Source organism: Brevibacillus borstelensis (assembly GCF_036700025.1).
GTDB lineage: Bacteria > Bacillota > Bacilli > Brevibacillales > Brevibacillaceae > Brevibacillus > Brevibacillus borstelensis.
In genome coordinates this window covers 3,265,660-3,281,429 of the sequence record NZ_CP144922.1, presented here as the reverse complement: position 1 = coordinate 3,281,429, position 15,770 = coordinate 3,265,660, and the positions used below count along the sequence as shown (strand labels likewise).

The following is a 15,770-nucleotide window of genomic DNA, read 5'->3' as shown; positions in this document are numbered from 1 at the left end:
TTTCTGCCCCGGTTGTGGACTTCTGCCCTGTCCAGATACGGCGGGACGCATACCTTATAAGTATCGCTAGAAGCACAACTGGGGAGTGATTTTTGTGAAAGGGTTAATCTTATGCGCCGGACGTGGCACGAGACTCCATCCATTTTCCTATTCGCAACCAAAAACCCTCCTCCCTGTGGCTAATCAACCGGTTCTATTCTACTGCATTCGCAAGCTGATTGAAGTGGGTGTCCGTGACATCGGAATCGTCATTCACCCTTCCCAAGTGCAGATTTCAGGATACGTAGGCGATGGTAGTCAATTTGGGGCTACCATTACCTATATCGAGCAGGAATCGCCGCTTGGGATTGCTCATGCAGTGAATATTTCACAGCCATTCCTCCAAGACGAACCGTTTATCCTTTTGTTAGGCGATAACTTGCTTATGGATTCCTTGCACAATCTCGTTCGCAGATTCCAGGACAATCGTGCAGACGGAATCGTCATGCTGAGCGAGGTAGAAAAGCCGCAGGACTACGGGATCGCAGAGGTACACGAGGGGCGTCTTATCTCCGTGGTGGAAAAACCTGTTGTGCCAAAAAGCAATCTCGCAGTGATTGGTGCTTACTTATTTACAAGGCCGATCTTTGAGGCGATCGCCTCGCTGAGCCCTTCTTCTCGCGGAGAGTACGAGATTACGGATGCGATCCAGACGATGATCGATCGTGGATCTTTCATTGCGCATACGACAACAAACGGGAAATACACCGACGTAGGGACGATAGAGCGTTGGCTGGAGGCGAATCGGTGGATGCTTTCCCGGGAGTTGGGAGAAAAATTGGCAATCGGAGAGGGCAGCGTCGTACAACATTGCGAGATTGTCGGTCCGGTTTTAATAGGGAAAGGATGTCATATCGAGAACTGTCGGCTAGGGCCGTACGTTTCCATTCAGGATGGTGTCCAGATATCGAATTGTACGCACATCGAGAACAGTATTTTATTGGAAAACAGCTCTATTCATGATGTGTCATGGCAAATGAAAGACAGTGTCTTCGGACGCGAGTCTTTTTTCAAAGGAAGCAGTGATCGAAAAGCCAGTATGTTTATTTTGAGTGACAAATCCTCCATCCAGCTTCCCTCTACGGGAGGTGACAGTGAATGACCAATCCAACTCCGTTGTTTACCGTAGTGATTCCCGCTTACAATCGCGCCAAATACATTCGCAAAGCAATTTCCAGTGTCATGAAGCAGACGTGCAAGGACTGGAAGCTGCTGATCATGGATGATGCGTCGACAGACAAAACAAGACATAAGGTAGAACGCTATCTGTTCAATCCAAACGTTCAATATTACCGGATGGAAGAGAACTCGGGCATCTCCAAAGTGATGAACAAGGCTTTGACAATGGTTGATACGCCTTTTCTGGTTCAGCTTGATTCTGATGACTGGCTTCCGAAACGCTCCCTTGCGATCTTGAAAAAGCATATCCTGCGCGACAAGAAGAACAAGCGCGCACTCTTCTATGGAAACGTCAAAATCTGGCGTGTGAGAAGAGGCAAGTACGTCAATCCATTTTTGGTCAAACACAAGCAGTTCAACACGAAATATCAATTTCTCAAATACAACCATTGGATGGTGGCTCCCCGCTGTTACCGCGTTTCGGCCCTGCAAAAGGTGGGGGGCTGGGATACTTCCGACAAGTATGAAGGCAGGATCATGGAGGACAGAAGGATTATCCTCCGCCTGATCGAGCGGTATCGGGTGAAGTGGATTAATCGAAAGCTGTACAATCGGACCAAACACAGAGGCCAGTTGACAGACAACAAGATGAAGCGGAAGCGCAACGAGCTGCGCAGAAAAACGTTCCGGTATTATCTGAAACGCTGGGGCAACAAGTACAAGGCCGTATACGGTTATAAGAACGGGTACTTGATTATCAAGCGATTGAAAAAGAAAAAGGGAAGGAGGAGACGGCGGCGATGAGAAAGGTGCTCATTACAGGCTGTGCTGGATTTATCGGGTCCCATTTGACTCAGCGCCTGCTGCAGGAGGGTCATCATGTCGTCGGAGTCGACGGTTTTATCGACAACTATGATGTGGCCTGTAAATTACGCAATCTCTCGCTGATCGGTCAACATTCCCTGTTTACGTTTCACTCGGCCCTGCTATCGGAAAAGCGCTGGGAGGAATGGCTGGATGAGGTTGATCTGGTATTCCATCTGGCTGCTCTTCCCGGCGTCCGTACCAGTTGGGGGAAGGCATTTTCCGACTATCTGGCACACAACCTGCTTGCAACACAAGAATTGCTCGATGCCTGTACGCGTCTAAAGACTGCTCCAAAGGTGATCATTTCCTCCTCGTCCTCTGTGTACGGAACGATGCGGGAAGGAATGACCGATGAGCAATCCCCCATTCATCCGATTTCCCCTTACGGCGTCACCAAGGCGGCCATGGAGCAGATTTGTCGTGTCTACGTCGAGGCGTACGGTCTTCCTGTCGTCATGCTGCGATACTTTACCGTCTACGGCCCGAGACAGCGGCCGGATATGGCTTTTCACCGATTTTTCAAGCAATTGCTGCGCGGTGAGCCGATAACCGTTTACGGGGACGGTCTTCAGAGCCGCGATTTTACATTTGTCTCGGATGCGGTCGAGGCCAATCTGCTGGCGGAAAAATACGCTGGACCAGGCGACGTGTACAACATTGGCGGGGACAGGGAAATCAAGCTGATGGAAGTGCTGGAGCTGATGGGCCAACTGACCTCTACAGTACCGGCTGTTGTGCATTTGCCTGCGATCGCGGGAGATTCCCGGCGAACAAGCGCCGACATCCGATTGGCCCAATCCAAACTCGGCTACCACCCGAAGGTGAAACTGGAAGAGGGATTGCGATTGCAGCTGGAAGATATTCGAGCCCAGATAAAAGGGTAAAACGGGAGGTTTGACATGCAACGGGTACTAGTCTACCGCCGCAAGTTTCTCCCTAAAAGCGAAACGTTTATTTATGAGCAATTGATCGGACACAAGCGCGTACAGACTGCCGTATTGGCCCGGCAAAAGCACTTTAACCGAAAGCAGTTTCCGTATTCCCCCGTATATGTGAAAAAGCGGTTCAAGGGACTTGCCCAGTGGTTGAAAAAAAAGAAATTCGGCTGTTTGCACGCCAGGTTCGGTCCGGCTGGAGTGGAAATACTTCCCTATGCCCGCAAGGCAAAGCTGCCGTTGATCACCTCCTTTCACGGCTTCGATGCAACGAAGCGCGTCAGGGAAAGCAGCGCCTACCGCCGTCAATTAAAAAAGCTGTTTCGCAAAGGAACAGCTTTTACCGTCGTCAGCGACCATATGAAAAAACGTCTCGTTCGGCTCGGTTGTCCGAAACACAAGATCACTTTGATTCGCTCCGGCATTGACTTCAATAAATTCCCGATGCTACCGCAGCATCCTGTAAAAAATGGGGCTTTTCGTCTTTTGAGCGTCGGCCGTCTGACGGAGAAGAAGGGGATGGATACGCTGATCAAAGCGTTTTCCCGTGTGGTGCGTCAATACCCGAACGCGACGCTGACGATTGTCGGAGACGGCGAAGAGAAACAAAAGCTGCGGCGGATGATTAAAAAGCGAAAACTCGGCGGGAGCGTCAAGCTTCGCGGCGCGATGCCCCATCGGGAGGTCCAGCGGGAGCTGGCGAACTGCCATCTTTTCGTGATCGCATGCAAGACAGCCAAAAACGGCAATCAAGAGGGGATTCCCAATGTTTTGATGGAAGCGATGGCAAGCGGACGTCCGGTCATCTCGACCTATCATGCCGGTATTCCGGAATTGGTTGAGCACGAGGTTACCGGTTATCTGGTGCCGGAAAAGTCCCCCGGCCGTTTGGCAAAGATGATTCAGCATGTGTTGGGCCGAACGGATGAGTGGCCAGCCATTGCCGCAAGGGCCAGAGCCAAGGTAGAAAGCAATCACGACATTCAAAAACAGCGCGCCAGGCTGGAAGATTTATATGTGAGCGTGCTGAAAAAACGATGAGGTGAAGGAATGAATGTAGCCGTCATTGGAACGGGTTATGTCGGATTAAACACGGCTGTTTCCCTTGCCTTGCACGGTCATCGAGTCGTCGGAATCGACGTGGACGAAGAAAAAGTAAAGCAATTAAAGCAGCGACACTGCCCCATCTATGAGCCGGGGCTGGAAGAGGCCATGCGATCCGTGATGGATCAGGGGAATCTTCACTTTGACCATACATTGAATGGGGAAGCCAAGGAAGCGGACATTTTGTTTATCTGCGTGGGGACCCCTGAATCGGCAGACGGTTCGGCTGATCTCGGGTATCTGTTTGCCGTGGTAGAAGATGTGAGGGCCGTGTACGCCAGCAATCCGGTGAGACGAGGAGTCGTCATCAAAAGCACAGTACCGGTGGGGACGGGAGACCGGGTGGCGGAGCTTCTCGGAGATTGCAAGGAGCTCCACGTCATTTCGAATCCGGAGTTTTTGCGCGAGGGAAGTGCCCTGCAGGATGCCTTGAACCCGTCGCGCATCGTGATCGGAGCAGAGTCGGCGGCAGCGTTTTCCTTGATGGATGAACTCTACGAAGGCTATTCTTGCCCTATGGTAAAAACGACCCGCCGAACTGCCGAGCTGATCAAGTACGCGTCCAATGCGTTTCTTGCCACACGCATTTCCTTCATGAACGAATTGGCCCGGCTCAGTACGGTATTGGGCACGGACATCGAGACGGTCGCACGCGGGATGGGGCTGGACAGCCGGATCGGCCCCGAGTTTTTGCGAGCCGGGATCGGTTATGGCGGATCATGCTTTCCGAAAGACACCATAGCCCTCTTGCAAGTGGGAAAAAGAAACGGAGTGAAATTGAGCATTCTCGAACAGGTGCGAGAAGTAAACCGCACACAGCCGGAATGGTGCGTTCAGCTTATCCGTGAACAATTGGGCGGCTTGCATGGGAAACGGGTTGCCGTTTTGGGGCTGTCTTTTAAGCCGGATACGGACGACATCCGTGAATCGCGGTCACTCCCTATCATCAAGCAGCTGCTGCACGAAGGGGCAATCGTTTCCGCGTATGACCCGATCGCTATGGAAACGGTGGCAAAGCTGTATCCACAGGTCAGCTATGCAGACGACATCTACGATGCGCTGACTGGTGCAGATGCAGCATTGCTCGCTACGGAATGGAAGGAATGCGTGAACCTCGATTGGCAAAAAGCAAAAGCCGTGATGGCCAAACCGGTGCTATTCGACGGAAGGAATGCCTGGCCGTCGGAACTCGTCAAGCAGTACGGTTTTGCCTATCAGGGAGTAGGGAGAAGCTGACTTTTCCTCCATGGAAAGTCGGCTTCTTGCTCGTATATTGATTTGAACCCGGTGCAAGAATACGCTACGATAATACATATGGATTGTTTTGCCACCCGAAACGAATGCGAGGAGTGAGTGATATTGAATAAAAGCAAAACGTTGCCAAAGCGCAATGAGGTGCCTGCGGAATTCAAATGGCGTTTGGAAGATATGTACGCGAGCGACAGCGATTGGGAAAAAGACGTGCAAACAGTGAAGCAACTGGCCGAGAGAATCGCTACCCAAAAAGGCAAGCTGGGCAGCTCCGGACAACAGTTGCTCGAAACGCTGCGCCTCCAGGATGAACTGCTGAAGACGCTTGACCAGGTATACGTTTACGCCCGGATGCGCCGCGACGAGGACAATACGAACAGCACCTACCAGGCGCTGACGGATCGGGCGACGACGCTCAGTACGCAAGTATACGGAGCCATTTCGTACATACAGCCGGAGATTTTGGGCATTCCGCAAGAAGAGCTGGAGAAATGGCTGAAAGAAGTGCCAGGTCTCGAGCATTACCGCATTCTTCTGGAGGAAATCACGCGGTTCAAACCGCATACGCTTTCGGCTGAAGAAGAGGCGATTATGGCCAATGTAAGCGAGCTTGCTTCCGCGCCCTCCAAAATTTACGGCATGCTGAACAATGCAGACATCAAATTTCCGATGATCACGGATGAAAACGGGGAAGAAGTCGAACTGACCAAAGGCCGCTATGTGCAGTTTATGGAAAGCAAGGACCGCCGCGTCCGCCGTGAAGCGTTCGAGGCTCTGTATGCCACATACGGGAAGCATCGCAATACGATTGCAGCCTCCCTCACGTCCGCAGTCAAGGCTGACGTGTTTTACGCCCGCACGCGCAAGTACCCGTCGGCCATTTACGCGGCCCTGTTTGCCGACAACGTCGATCTGTCCGTCTACGACAACCTCATTTCTACGATTCGCGAGCATCTGCCGCTCATGCATCGCTACATCGCGCTGAGAAAGAAAATGCTGGCGGTAGATGAGCTGCACATGTACGATTTGTATGTTCCCATTGTCCCTGAGGTTGATATGAAGATCCCGTACGAGCAAGCCGTGGAGACGATCAAGGAAGCGCTCAAGCCGCTCGGAGATGAGTACGGCAGCGTGCTGGCTGAAGGGTTTTCAAATGGCTGGGTCGATGTCTACGAAAACGAAGGAAAGACGAGCGGAGCGTACTCCTGGGGTGCGTACACATCTCACCCGTACGTCCTGATGAACTACCAGGACAACGTCAACAACATGTTTACGCTAGCCCACGAAATGGGGCATGCCCTGCACAGCTACTACTCCCATAAGGAACAGCCGTACACCTATTCGGACTACAAGATTTTTGTCGCAGAGGTGGCTTCCACGCTGAATGAAGCTCTGCTCATGGACCATCTGCTGGAAACGACGACTGACAAGCAGCAGCGGATGTATTTGCTCAACTACTACCTGGAGCAGTTCCGCGGGACTGTGTTCCGGCAGACGATGTTTGCCGAATTTGAAAAGCTCGTGCATGCCAAGACAGAGCAGGGAGAACCGCTTACCGCAGACAGCTTGAGCGAATTGTACAGAGAGCTGAATGTCGCCTACCACGGTTCAGATATGATCGTTGACAAGGAAATCGATCTGGAATGGGCGAGAATTCCTCACTTCTATCGCAACTTTTACGTCTATAAGTACGCTACCGGCTTCTCGGCAGCGACCTCCCTCGCCAAGCAAATTCTTGAGGAGGGCAAGCCCGCTGTAGACCGCTATCTGCAATTCCTCAAAAGCGGAAGCTCCGACTATCCGCTGGAATTGTTGAAGAAAGCTGGCGTGGACATGACGTCTCCGGAACCAATCCGCGAAGCGTTGGCTGTGTTCGCAAAGAGACTGGAAGAGATGGAACAGCTCATCGGCCAAGCATAACCGCTATTAGGCAGCAAAAACGATAAACGAGTGTAAAACCAGGGAATTGTCCCTGGTTTTTTTATTTCTTAACGCGAAACGACACAAATCAGACACATTTTTGGAGAGAAGAGGTAATTTTTCAAGTATCTATTTCGTAATGACTGAAGGGGAAAGGATACCAGAGCCCCTCCGTCTCAAGGCGGAGACGAAGTTCCATCCGCTGGCTGTTTTGAAAAGGATGGAAAAACTGGCACAATACCCTTGGGAATGATTGTTACGATTTGGAGGAATTTTCGTGAAGAGACGCGCATCCATTCTACTGGCCATCGTTGTACTAACGACCGCCGGGTGCGGGCCGGGAGCTTCCGAACCGGCAGCACAGCAAGAAACAAAAGCAAAAGTAGTCGAAGTATTTACCGTCAGGAAGTCGACAGACCCCGTACTGTTGACGACGACGGGGTTGGTGGAAGCCAAAAGAGAGGCGATTCTGCAGTTCGGCACTTCAGGAACCGTTTCTTCACTTCCAGTTGGCAAGGGGAGCAAAGTTTCGCAAGGCCAGTTGCTGGCCAGCCTCGATACCCGCTATTACCAGAAAGAAGTGGAAGCGGCTGCCGGCCAGGTGGAAGAAGCAAATGCCCGCAAGGTAAAAACACTGAAAGGCGCATCGGAAGAATCCATTCAAAAACAGCGGCTGCAGGTCCAAAGCTCCCAGCAGGATTTTGACAAAGCCAGCCAGGATGTCCTGCTGGGAGAAAAGCTGTTCGCCGGAGGAGCCATTTCCCAAAGTGAGCTTGACGATCGTCGACGGGCCAAAGACCAGGCGCAAATACAATTGCAGAACGACAAGCTCGCTCTGGAAGAGCTCCTGCGTGGCGCAGAGCCGGAGGATGTGATTGTCGCCAATGCCTCCATCAAGCAGGCTGCGGGGCAAGTAGAACGGGCGAAAAAGACGCTTAATGATACAAAAATTGTCGCTCCGTTCGCAGGCATGGTTGTGGATGTTTCCAAGCAAGTCGGGGAGCTGGCATCTCCGGGCGAGCAAGTGATTCAGATCGTCGACCTGTCCGATGTGAAAGTCACGCTGGATGTCGCGAACGACGTCATCGGCCAGTACCAGGAAAACGCGAAAGTCCAGGTCGTGGGAGAGGACGGCAAAAAAAGTGAAGGAACGATCAGCTTTGTATCACCTGTCGTTGACAAACAGACGGGAAAATACCGTGTCGAGGTAACTGTGCCCAACCCGCAAGGCCAATGGAAGGGCGGAATGGTGGCAACGGTTGAAATTCCCCGCAAGCTGAACGGCTTTCTCGTACCGCTTGAAAGCGTCGGGGTCTCCCAATCCGAGTATTACGTCATGGCTGTTGAAAATGGATTGACCGTTAAGCGGCCGGTCAAAACGGGCCAGATGGTGGGAGATCGGATCGAGGTGCTGTCGGGAGTCAATGATGGCGACCAGCTTCTGCGCTCCGGCATCACGTTCTATGTAGAAGGGCAAAAAGTGGAGGCGAAAGGGGAATAGGCATGGAAAAGATTATTCTCTTTTTGCTGAAACGGCGGCTGATTGTCTATCTGTTCACCTTTCTCATCACTATTGCCGGTCTCGGCGCCTTGTTTAGCTTTAATATCGAGCTCGTACCGAAAACCAATTTGCCGCAGATCTCCGTCCGGATATCCGGCGGGTCGCTGCCTCCTGAAGAAATGGAGGAAAAGATCACCAAGAAGGTCGAGCAGGAGATCAAGTCAATGGCAGGCGTGAAAGAATACTCCTCGACAACAGGCACCGGCTCGGTCACAATCCGGGTTACCGCCGAGGAAGGGGAAGGAGAACGCGTCAAGCAGGACGTTCAAAACGCCGTTAACAGGCTTCGCAATAATTTTCCTAAAAACGTAGATACCGTCAATGTCATGCAAGACAACCTGGGTGACGAGATGTTGATTGAATACGCCATGGTCGGAGCAGAACCGAAGGCGATGCTCAGTTTGGCAAAAACATCAATCAAGGATCGGATCGAGGATGTTCCCGGGGTAAAGGAAGTCGAAGTATCGGATCGAAGCTTTGAAAACAAGATTACGGTCACGTTGCGACCAGAGCGCTTGGCTGCTTATCACGCCACTCCGTCGGGGGTAATTGACCAGCTCCAGGCAACCAACTGGAAGCAAGCGGTGGGGACCCTCGAAAATACCGGGTTCGATACAGTCGTAATGATTGACAACTCGTACACGACAGCTCAGGAATTGAGTCAACTTGCGATCGATACACCAAAAGGAACCGTTACGTTGGACCAATTGGCGATAATCGATGACATGCGCGGAAAAGTAAAGGACTTCGTCGCCTTGACGGATGGACAGGTGTTTGTAAACCTCAGCGTCAAACGTGCGGAAGGCAGCGACTTGATCTCCACGCAGGCAAAAGTGGAAGAGGTTGTCAAACAAATCAACGCCGAAGCAAACGGGCAGTATCAGCTAAAGGTGATGATCGAAGCTGTCTCCTATATCGATCACGCTGTCACCAATTTGAGCCGTGATGTGATCATCGGCGGTGCTCTGGCCATTTTGGTCTTGCTCGTTTTTCTGCGCAATTGGCGGGTGACATTGGTGATCGCCACGACCCTGCCCTTGTCGGCCATGATGACCTTTATCGCGATGAAGGCAGGCGGCTACAATATCGATATGATCAGCTTGCTCTCGCTCAGCTTGTCCGTAGGTCTGATCGTCGATGCCGCGATCGTGGTTCTGGAATCCATTTATCAGTTTCGGGAAAAAGGGGAGCCCATCACCCAGGCGATTGTAAAAGGGACTCGCGAGGTCATGACTCCCGTGTTTACCTCCCAGCTGACGATCATTGTCGTATTTTTGCCGCTCGTGCTGGCGGATTTTGAAAGCTGGCTCAAGCCGATTTTAGGTGCCATCGCTTTTACGGTTACGGCTGCAATCACAGCTTCGACATTGGCCGCGTTCTTCTTTGTTCCTGTCTTCTCTGACCGTTTCCTCAAGAACGACAAGAAGGTATCTTTGGAAGGAGAAGGCAAGGAGCACTTCATTGTCCGGGCGTTTACGAATCTGTTGAGAAAAGCGCTGCGTCACCGGATCAAGACGATCATGCTTGCCGTGAGCCTGTTTGTCGGTTCCTTTTTCTTGATGCCGTTCATGAAGATGGGGCAGGGCATCAATCCAAATGAAAATATGGTGTTCGCTTCGATCACCATGCCGACAGGCTCGACGCTGGAGAACACCCAGAGAGCCGCTCTGGACGCGGAAACAACGCTTCGCGAGCTGCCGGACGTCAAGGATGTCTTCTTTTTCGCAAGCAAAGAAAACGCAGAGCTGTTTTTGATGCTGAAAGGAAAAAAAGAGAGACAGCAAGGGAAAGACGAGCTGACTCTGGAGATAAATGAGCGGCTTCAAGCGATTCAGGGAATCGAGAGCATTACCACCTCTTTTGGCAGCCAGGGAGGAGCTGCACCGGTACAGCTCGATATTACCGGAGAGGACATGGAGAAAATGCGTCAAATCGCAGGCGAAGTGGAAGGCATGCTTGCGACGATACCAGGCGTCTCCAATATCCGCAATGACTTTAAAGAAGGCAAAGAAAAAGTCACTCTGCTCCCGAAGCAGGAGGCGTTGGCCCGGATGCAGGTCGATCATCGCTCGCTTCTGCAGCAGATCAGCATGTTGATCGGGGATCAGCCGGTGACGACCATTACGACAGATGGCATTGAAGTAGATGTGGTAGCCAAAATGCCGGAGGGCTGGCTAAAGCATCCGGAGCAGCTCAATCAGATCATGATCACGTCCAAAACAGGCGCAGAGGTGCCTTTGGGCGATCTGGTAGAATGGCGCTACAGCAAATCGCCGGTTACGATCACGCATGAAAAAGGCGAGCGGATCGTCACTGTCTCCGCGGAGCTGCTGGGCAGCGACCTGGGTACGGTCGGCCGGCAGATCAACGAAAAGCTTCCGCAGCTTGCCGTCCCGGCAGGGTATCAAGTGGAGATTGCCGGCAAACTGAAGGAGCAAAGCTCTACCATGACCCAAGGTCTCTTTGTCTTCCTCGGTGTGATCGCGCTGATTTACGTGATCATGGTGGCCCAGTTCGGCCGCATGTCTCAACCGTTCATTATTATGCTGACGATTCCGATGGCCTTAGTCGGTGTGATTCTCGGGTTCGTGCTGACCCAGCGCGTCTTTGGGGAGATGGCCATGATCGGGATGATCATGCTGGTCGGTATCGTAGTGTCCAACGCCATCCTGCTCATTGACCGGATCAATCTGCTTCGCGAGCGGGGAATGGAATTGGGAGAAGCGATCGTCCAAGGGACAAAAGACAGGGTGCGTCCAGTTATCATGACCAAGCTGACTGCCATCCTCGGCATGCTGCCGATGGGGCTGGCAGTAGCGGAGGGCTCCGATCTGGAAGCGCCGCTTGCCACAGCGGTCATATCCGGTTTGGTCTTCCATACGATCGTGACACTCGTATTGGTGCCGGTGCTCTACTCGCTGTTCGAGAACGCGAAAGCGCGGCGCCTGGCTCGCAAGCAGACTCGTGAGGCCAAACGCTTGGCCAAACGACTGTCCAAGGCAGAAATACAGCCGACGGACATTTAGCTGCTTGGATGTGAAAAAGAAATGGATGTAAAAAAGAAACGAATAACAGTGAAGAAGCGGAGCGACAGTTCCGCTTCTTTTCTTCTTTTCGGAAGTACAGTTCCTGCGTTTCCTGTACTAGGCGTTTGTCAGATATTTCTGTAGAATGAAGAAAGAAAATGGCAGCATGCCAAATTGTAGCTGGGAGGGGAAAGGTTTCATGGATCTTCATTTGCAAGGAAAGACAGCGATTGTTTTGGCTTCGACGAAAGGTTTGGGAAAAGCGACAGCGCTTTGTCTTGCCGCTGAAGGCGCCCATGTTGCGATTTGCGGGCGGGATGAAGCAGCATTATCCGCTACATACGAAGAAATTCGGGAGGCCACCGGAAAAGAAGCGCTGGCGGTCGTCGCCGACGTGACCAAATCGGAGGACATCGAGCACCTGGTCAAGGAGACAGTCGCCCGCTTTGGAACGGTGGACATACTGATCAACAACGCAGGCGGCCCTGCAGCAGGCACGTTTGATCAAATGACTGATGAGCATTGGCAGGCCGCTTTTGAATTGAACCTGCTCAGCTTTGTTCGCGCAATCAGAGCCGTTTTGCCGCATATGCGCCAGCAGAAATTCGGCAGGATCGTCAATTTCGCCTCCTCGTCGTTTAAACAGCCGTTGGAGAATTTGATCCTGTCCAACACCTTTCGCACGGGAGTCCTCGGCTTGGCCAAAAGCTTGGCATCCGAGCTTGGGCCGGACGGTATTCTCATCAATACGATCGGCCCTGGCCGCATTGCCACCGACCGTGTCGCTTCCCTGGATAAGCTGCGGGCGCAGTCACTTGAGATTGATCCGGAAGACGTAAAAAAGAGCATGGAAGCGATGATCCCGCTGGGACGCTACGGCGATCCCGAAGAATTCGCGCGGATGGCAACGTTCCTCGCTTCTCCCGCCAACAGCTATGTGACGGGTCAAGCGTTTCTCGTAGACGGAGGTTTGGTAAAAGCGATTTGATAGTCATTTGGTAGTAGGAATTTTGTGAAAAAGGGGAATCCGAATGAGTAAAGAGAGCTCTTTCGATATTGTTTCCAAAGTAGATCTGGCAGAAGTGACGAATGCGATCCATACCGCTTTGAAAGAGATTGAGACGCGCTTTGATTTCAAAGGGAGCAAAAGCAGCATCAGTTTGGAGAAAGAAGAGATCGTTCTCATCTCTGATGACGAGTTCAAGCTCGGCCAGGTCAAAGATATTCTCATCGGCAAGCTGGTGAAGCGCAATGTTCCGGTGAAAAATCTCGAGTACGGAAAAATGGAACCGGCGGCAGGGGGGACGGTTCGGCAGCGTGTCAAGCTTGTGCAGGGCATCGACAAGGACAATGCCAAGAAGATCGCCAGCATTATCAAAGAAACGGGCGTAAAGGTAAAGTCCCAGATTCAGGATGACCAGGTCCGCGTCGTCGGAAAAAGCAAGGACGAGCTTCAACTGGTGATCGCTGCGATTCGCAAGGCGGATCTGCCTATCGAGGTGCAATTTATCAATTACCGCTAAAAGTTTCGCTTCTATCTCTCTTTCTTTCTGCGTATGCATGTACTAATTGGTGGTGACAAGCATTTGCGAAAGGGAGAGTAGAATATGAAGGTCTTTATCGTCAGTTTGCGAAACCTTATTTTGGGCGGCATTGTATTTCTGATCGTACTGGTTGCCGGCATTGTACTGTTGGTGAAGGACCCGCTTAATGTCTCTGATTCCTACAGGATGCAAGATCCCGGTATCCCTGCTTCTGCTATGCCCATAACCCAGCCTGCAGGTACAGAAAAACCATCGCTCAATCTGGATATCCAGGTAGAGGGGAACACAGCGGAAGTTTCGCTCCTGACGCAGAACTTCCAATTCGTGGATGATAAAGGGGAGCTGGAACCGCAGGCGGTTTTTGGCCAAGGCCACGCTCATCTCTATCTGAACGGAGAAGCCAAGGGAATGATTTATCAGCCGGAATTTCTGCTGAAAAAACTCCCCAAAGGCACGCACGAGCTCCGGGTAGAGCTGAATTACAGCAATCACTTGCCCTACAAGATCGAAGCAGTCAAAACATTCGAGGTCAAATAAGGGAGCGTTCCGCCAGGGGACGCTTTTCTTTTTGCGCCCGAGAAGGAATAAGCTGGGAGGAGAGCGAATCAAATGAAAAATAATGAGGAATAGTCAGAAAAAATGAATGGAGGGCTATGAATGCTGCGTTCCATCACGATTGGCGACTTGTTGGATGAGACGGCAGGACGGTTCCCGCAAAAGGATGCCGTCGTCTACCCAGAGAAGGGGCTCCGTTACTCCTACGCCCAGTTTCAGGAGATTTGCAATCAGGCTGCCAGAGGCTTTCTTTCACTCGGGATCAACAGAGGGGAGAATATTGCGATCTGGGCGACGAATGTCCCGGAGTGGGTAATCTCTCAATTTGCGACGGCGAAAATAGGCGGCGTCCTGGTGACGGTAAACACCAGCTATCGGGTGCACGAGCTGGAGTATCTCCTGCATCAATCAGAGGCCACCACCTTGCTTTTGATCGATTCGTACCGAGATGCCAGCTATCTGGAAATGATCAAGGAAATATGTCCGGAGCTGGATCACTGCAAGCCAGGGGAGCTGCGGTCGGAACGCCTGCCCCATCTGCGAAACGTCATTTATTTGGGCGAGGAGCGCCAGCCGGGCATGTTCCTGTGGAGCGATATTCTGAGTCTCGGAGCCGAAGCCTCCGACGAGGAAAGGATAGCCCGCCAGCAGTCGCTTCATCCCGATGACGTGATCAATATGCAGTACACCTCGGGAACGACAGGTTTTCCGAAGGGCGTCATGCTGTCTCACGTCAATATTGTCAATAATGCGATCAAGGTGGCGGAATGCCAGCGGCTGGATGAAACAGACCGTATCTGCATTCCCGTGCCTTTTTTCCACTGCTTCGGCTGCGTGATGGGAACGCTTGCGAGCGTAGCGACTGGAGCGACGATGGTTCCTGTCATCGCGTTTGATCCGGAAATCGTGCTGGATGTCGTAGAGCAGGAGCGGTGTACGGCGTTGTACGGGGTTCCGACGATGTTTATCGCCGAACTGAATCATCCTTCTTTTCCCGGGCGCGACTTGAGCTCGCTTCGCACCGGCATCATGGCTGGCTCGCCATGTCCCATCGAGGTGATGAAAAATGTGGTAGAGAAAATGGGAATCCGCGAAATTACGATTGCCTATGGACAGACGGAATCTTCGCCGGTCATTACACAGACGAGGCCGGATGATTCCATCGAGCGTCGCGTTACGACAGTCGGGCGGGCCCATGATGAAGTAGAGGTCAAAATCATCGACCCGGTCACCGGAGAAACTGTGCCGCCCGGTGTGCAGGGAGAGCTTTGCACGAGGGGCTATTTGGTGATGAAGGGGTATTACAACATGCCCGAGCATACCGCAAAAGCGATCGACCACGAGGGCTGGCTGCATACGGGAGATTTGGCTACCGTGGATGAAGACGGATACTATCGGATCACGGGCCGGTTAAAGGATATGATTATCCGCGGAGGGGAAAACATCTACCCGCGGGAAATCGAGGAGTTCCTGTACACACATCCAAAGGTGCTGGATGTGCAGGTTGTCGGGGTCCCGGACGCCAAGTACGGAGAGCAGGTGTTGGCCTGCATCAAGGTGAAGCCGGGAGAAGAATTGACGGAGGAAGAGCTGCTCGCCTACTGCGAAGGGAAGATAGCCCGTTTCAAGGTGCCGCGCTATATCCAGTTTGTGTCGGAATACCCGATGACGGCGTCAGGCAAGATTCAGAAGTATAAGCTGCGTGAACAGGCGATTTCCGCATTCGGTCTGGAAACGGAGGACGGGATCGAGACTGCCTGACGGGGAAGGGGAGCGGACTTTACTTTCTCGCAAGACTCTTCTATGATGATGATGGTAAAAAACAGCGAAGGCAAGGAGTATCCTTTGC

The 15,770-nt window shown here is 52.2% G+C and carries 12 protein-coding genes; all 12 read left to right on the top strand.

Translation table 11 applies throughout. The features are described 5' to 3' along the window. The first annotated feature begins 94 nt into the window (after window positions 1–94). The 12 genes from V5G20_RS15520 (at window position 95) to V5G20_RS15465 (ending at window position 15,682) form a co-directional block, all read left to right on the top strand. Complete coding sequence (locus V5G20_RS15520; RefSeq protein ID WP_003387024.1) at window positions 95–1,141, top strand: glucose-1-phosphate thymidylyltransferase; 1,047 nt, start codon at window positions 95–97, stop codon at window positions 1,139–1,141. Next, complete coding sequence (locus V5G20_RS15515) at window positions 1,138–1,962, top strand: glycosyltransferase family 2 protein (protein ID WP_003387022.1); 825 nt, start codon at window positions 1,138–1,140, stop codon at window positions 1,960–1,962. Before V5G20_RS15520 ends, V5G20_RS15515 begins: the two co-directional genes overlap by 4 nt. Beyond that, window positions 1,959–2,909, top strand: coding sequence for an NAD-dependent epimerase/dehydratase family protein (locus tag V5G20_RS15510; protein WP_122958560.1), 951 nt, complete (start codon window positions 1,959–1,961; stop codon window positions 2,907–2,909). The genes V5G20_RS15515 and V5G20_RS15510 overlap by 4 nt, the downstream gene beginning before the upstream one ends. Before the next feature lie 15 nt (window positions 2,910–2,924). Then, window positions 2,925–4,001 (top strand): glycosyltransferase, encoded by a 1,077-nt coding sequence (locus V5G20_RS15505; RefSeq protein WP_327970342.1) that lies wholly within the window; start codon window positions 2,925–2,927, stop codon window positions 3,999–4,001. Window positions 4,002–4,010: 9 nt separating this feature from the next. Beyond that, window positions 4,011–5,300 carry a UDP-glucose dehydrogenase family protein gene (locus V5G20_RS15500; protein WP_024985022.1) on the top strand — a complete coding sequence of 430 codons (1,290 nt, stop codon included), beginning with the start codon at window positions 4,011–4,013 and terminating at the stop codon, window positions 5,298–5,300. Window positions 5,301–5,423: 123 nt separating this feature from the next. Beyond that, window positions 5,424–7,235 carry an oligoendopeptidase F gene (gene pepF / locus V5G20_RS15495; protein WP_338461224.1) on the top strand — a complete coding sequence of 604 codons (1,812 nt, stop codon included), beginning with the start codon at window positions 5,424–5,426 and terminating at the stop codon, window positions 7,233–7,235. A gap of 277 nt (window positions 7,236–7,512) precedes the next feature. Continuing rightward, window positions 7,513–8,736 carry an efflux RND transporter periplasmic adaptor subunit gene (locus V5G20_RS15490; protein ID WP_003387015.1) on the top strand — a complete coding sequence of 408 codons (1,224 nt, stop codon included), beginning with the start codon at window positions 7,513–7,515 and terminating at the stop codon, window positions 8,734–8,736. Window positions 8,737–8,738: 2 nt separating this feature from the next. After that, a complete protein-coding gene (locus V5G20_RS15485; protein WP_003387014.1) occupies window positions 8,739–11,822 on the top strand; it encodes an efflux RND transporter permease subunit in 3,084 nt (1,027 codons plus the stop codon). 199 nt (window positions 11,823–12,021) lie between these two features. Continuing rightward, a complete protein-coding gene (locus V5G20_RS15480; protein WP_003387013.1) occupies window positions 12,022–12,810 on the top strand; it encodes an SDR family oxidoreductase in 789 nt (262 codons plus the stop codon). 43 nt (window positions 12,811–12,853) lie between these two features. Beyond that, entirely contained in the window at window positions 12,854–13,345 is a 492-nt protein-coding gene (locus V5G20_RS15475) for a YajQ family cyclic di-GMP-binding protein (RefSeq protein WP_003387012.1), read from the top strand. An 84-nt stretch (window positions 13,346–13,429) separates the two neighbouring features. After that, window positions 13,430–13,903 (top strand): hypothetical protein, encoded by a 474-nt coding sequence (locus V5G20_RS15470; RefSeq protein ID WP_003387011.1) that lies wholly within the window; start codon window positions 13,430–13,432, stop codon window positions 13,901–13,903. Window positions 13,904–14,023: 120 nt separating this feature from the next. Beyond that, a complete protein-coding gene (locus V5G20_RS15465; protein ID WP_003387009.1) occupies window positions 14,024–15,682 on the top strand; it encodes an AMP-binding protein in 1,659 nt (552 codons plus the stop codon). Window positions 15,683–15,770: the final 88 nt, after the last annotated feature.

Bases quoted from the DNA above. Each gene is read 5' to 3' on its own strand.
- V5G20_RS15515 (WP_003387022.1), top strand. From the start codon at position 1,138: ATGACCAATCCAACTCCGTTGTTTACCGTAGTGATTCCCGCTTACAAT.
- V5G20_RS15510 (WP_122958560.1), top strand. From the start codon at position 1,959: ATGAGAAAGGTGCTCATTACAGGCTGTGCTGGATTTATCGGGTCCCAT.
- V5G20_RS15505 (WP_327970342.1), top strand. From the start codon at position 2,925: ATGCAACGGGTACTAGTCTACCGCCGCAAGTTTCTCCCTAAAAGCGAA.
- V5G20_RS15500 (WP_024985022.1), top strand. From the start codon at position 4,011: ATGAATGTAGCCGTCATTGGAACGGGTTATGTCGGATTAAACACGGCT.
- V5G20_RS15485 (WP_003387014.1), top strand. From the start codon at position 8,739: ATGGAAAAGATTATTCTCTTTTTGCTGAAACGGCGGCTGATTGTCTAT.
- V5G20_RS15480 (WP_003387013.1), top strand. From the start codon at position 12,022: ATGGATCTTCATTTGCAAGGAAAGACAGCGATTGTTTTGGCTTCGACG.
- V5G20_RS15475 (WP_003387012.1), top strand. From the start codon at position 12,854: ATGAGTAAAGAGAGCTCTTTCGATATTGTTTCCAAAGTAGATCTGGCA.
- V5G20_RS15470 (WP_003387011.1), top strand. From the start codon at position 13,430: ATGAAGGTCTTTATCGTCAGTTTGCGAAACCTTATTTTGGGCGGCATT.
- V5G20_RS15465 (WP_003387009.1), top strand. From the start codon at position 14,024: ATGCTGCGTTCCATCACGATTGGCGACTTGTTGGATGAGACGGCAGGA.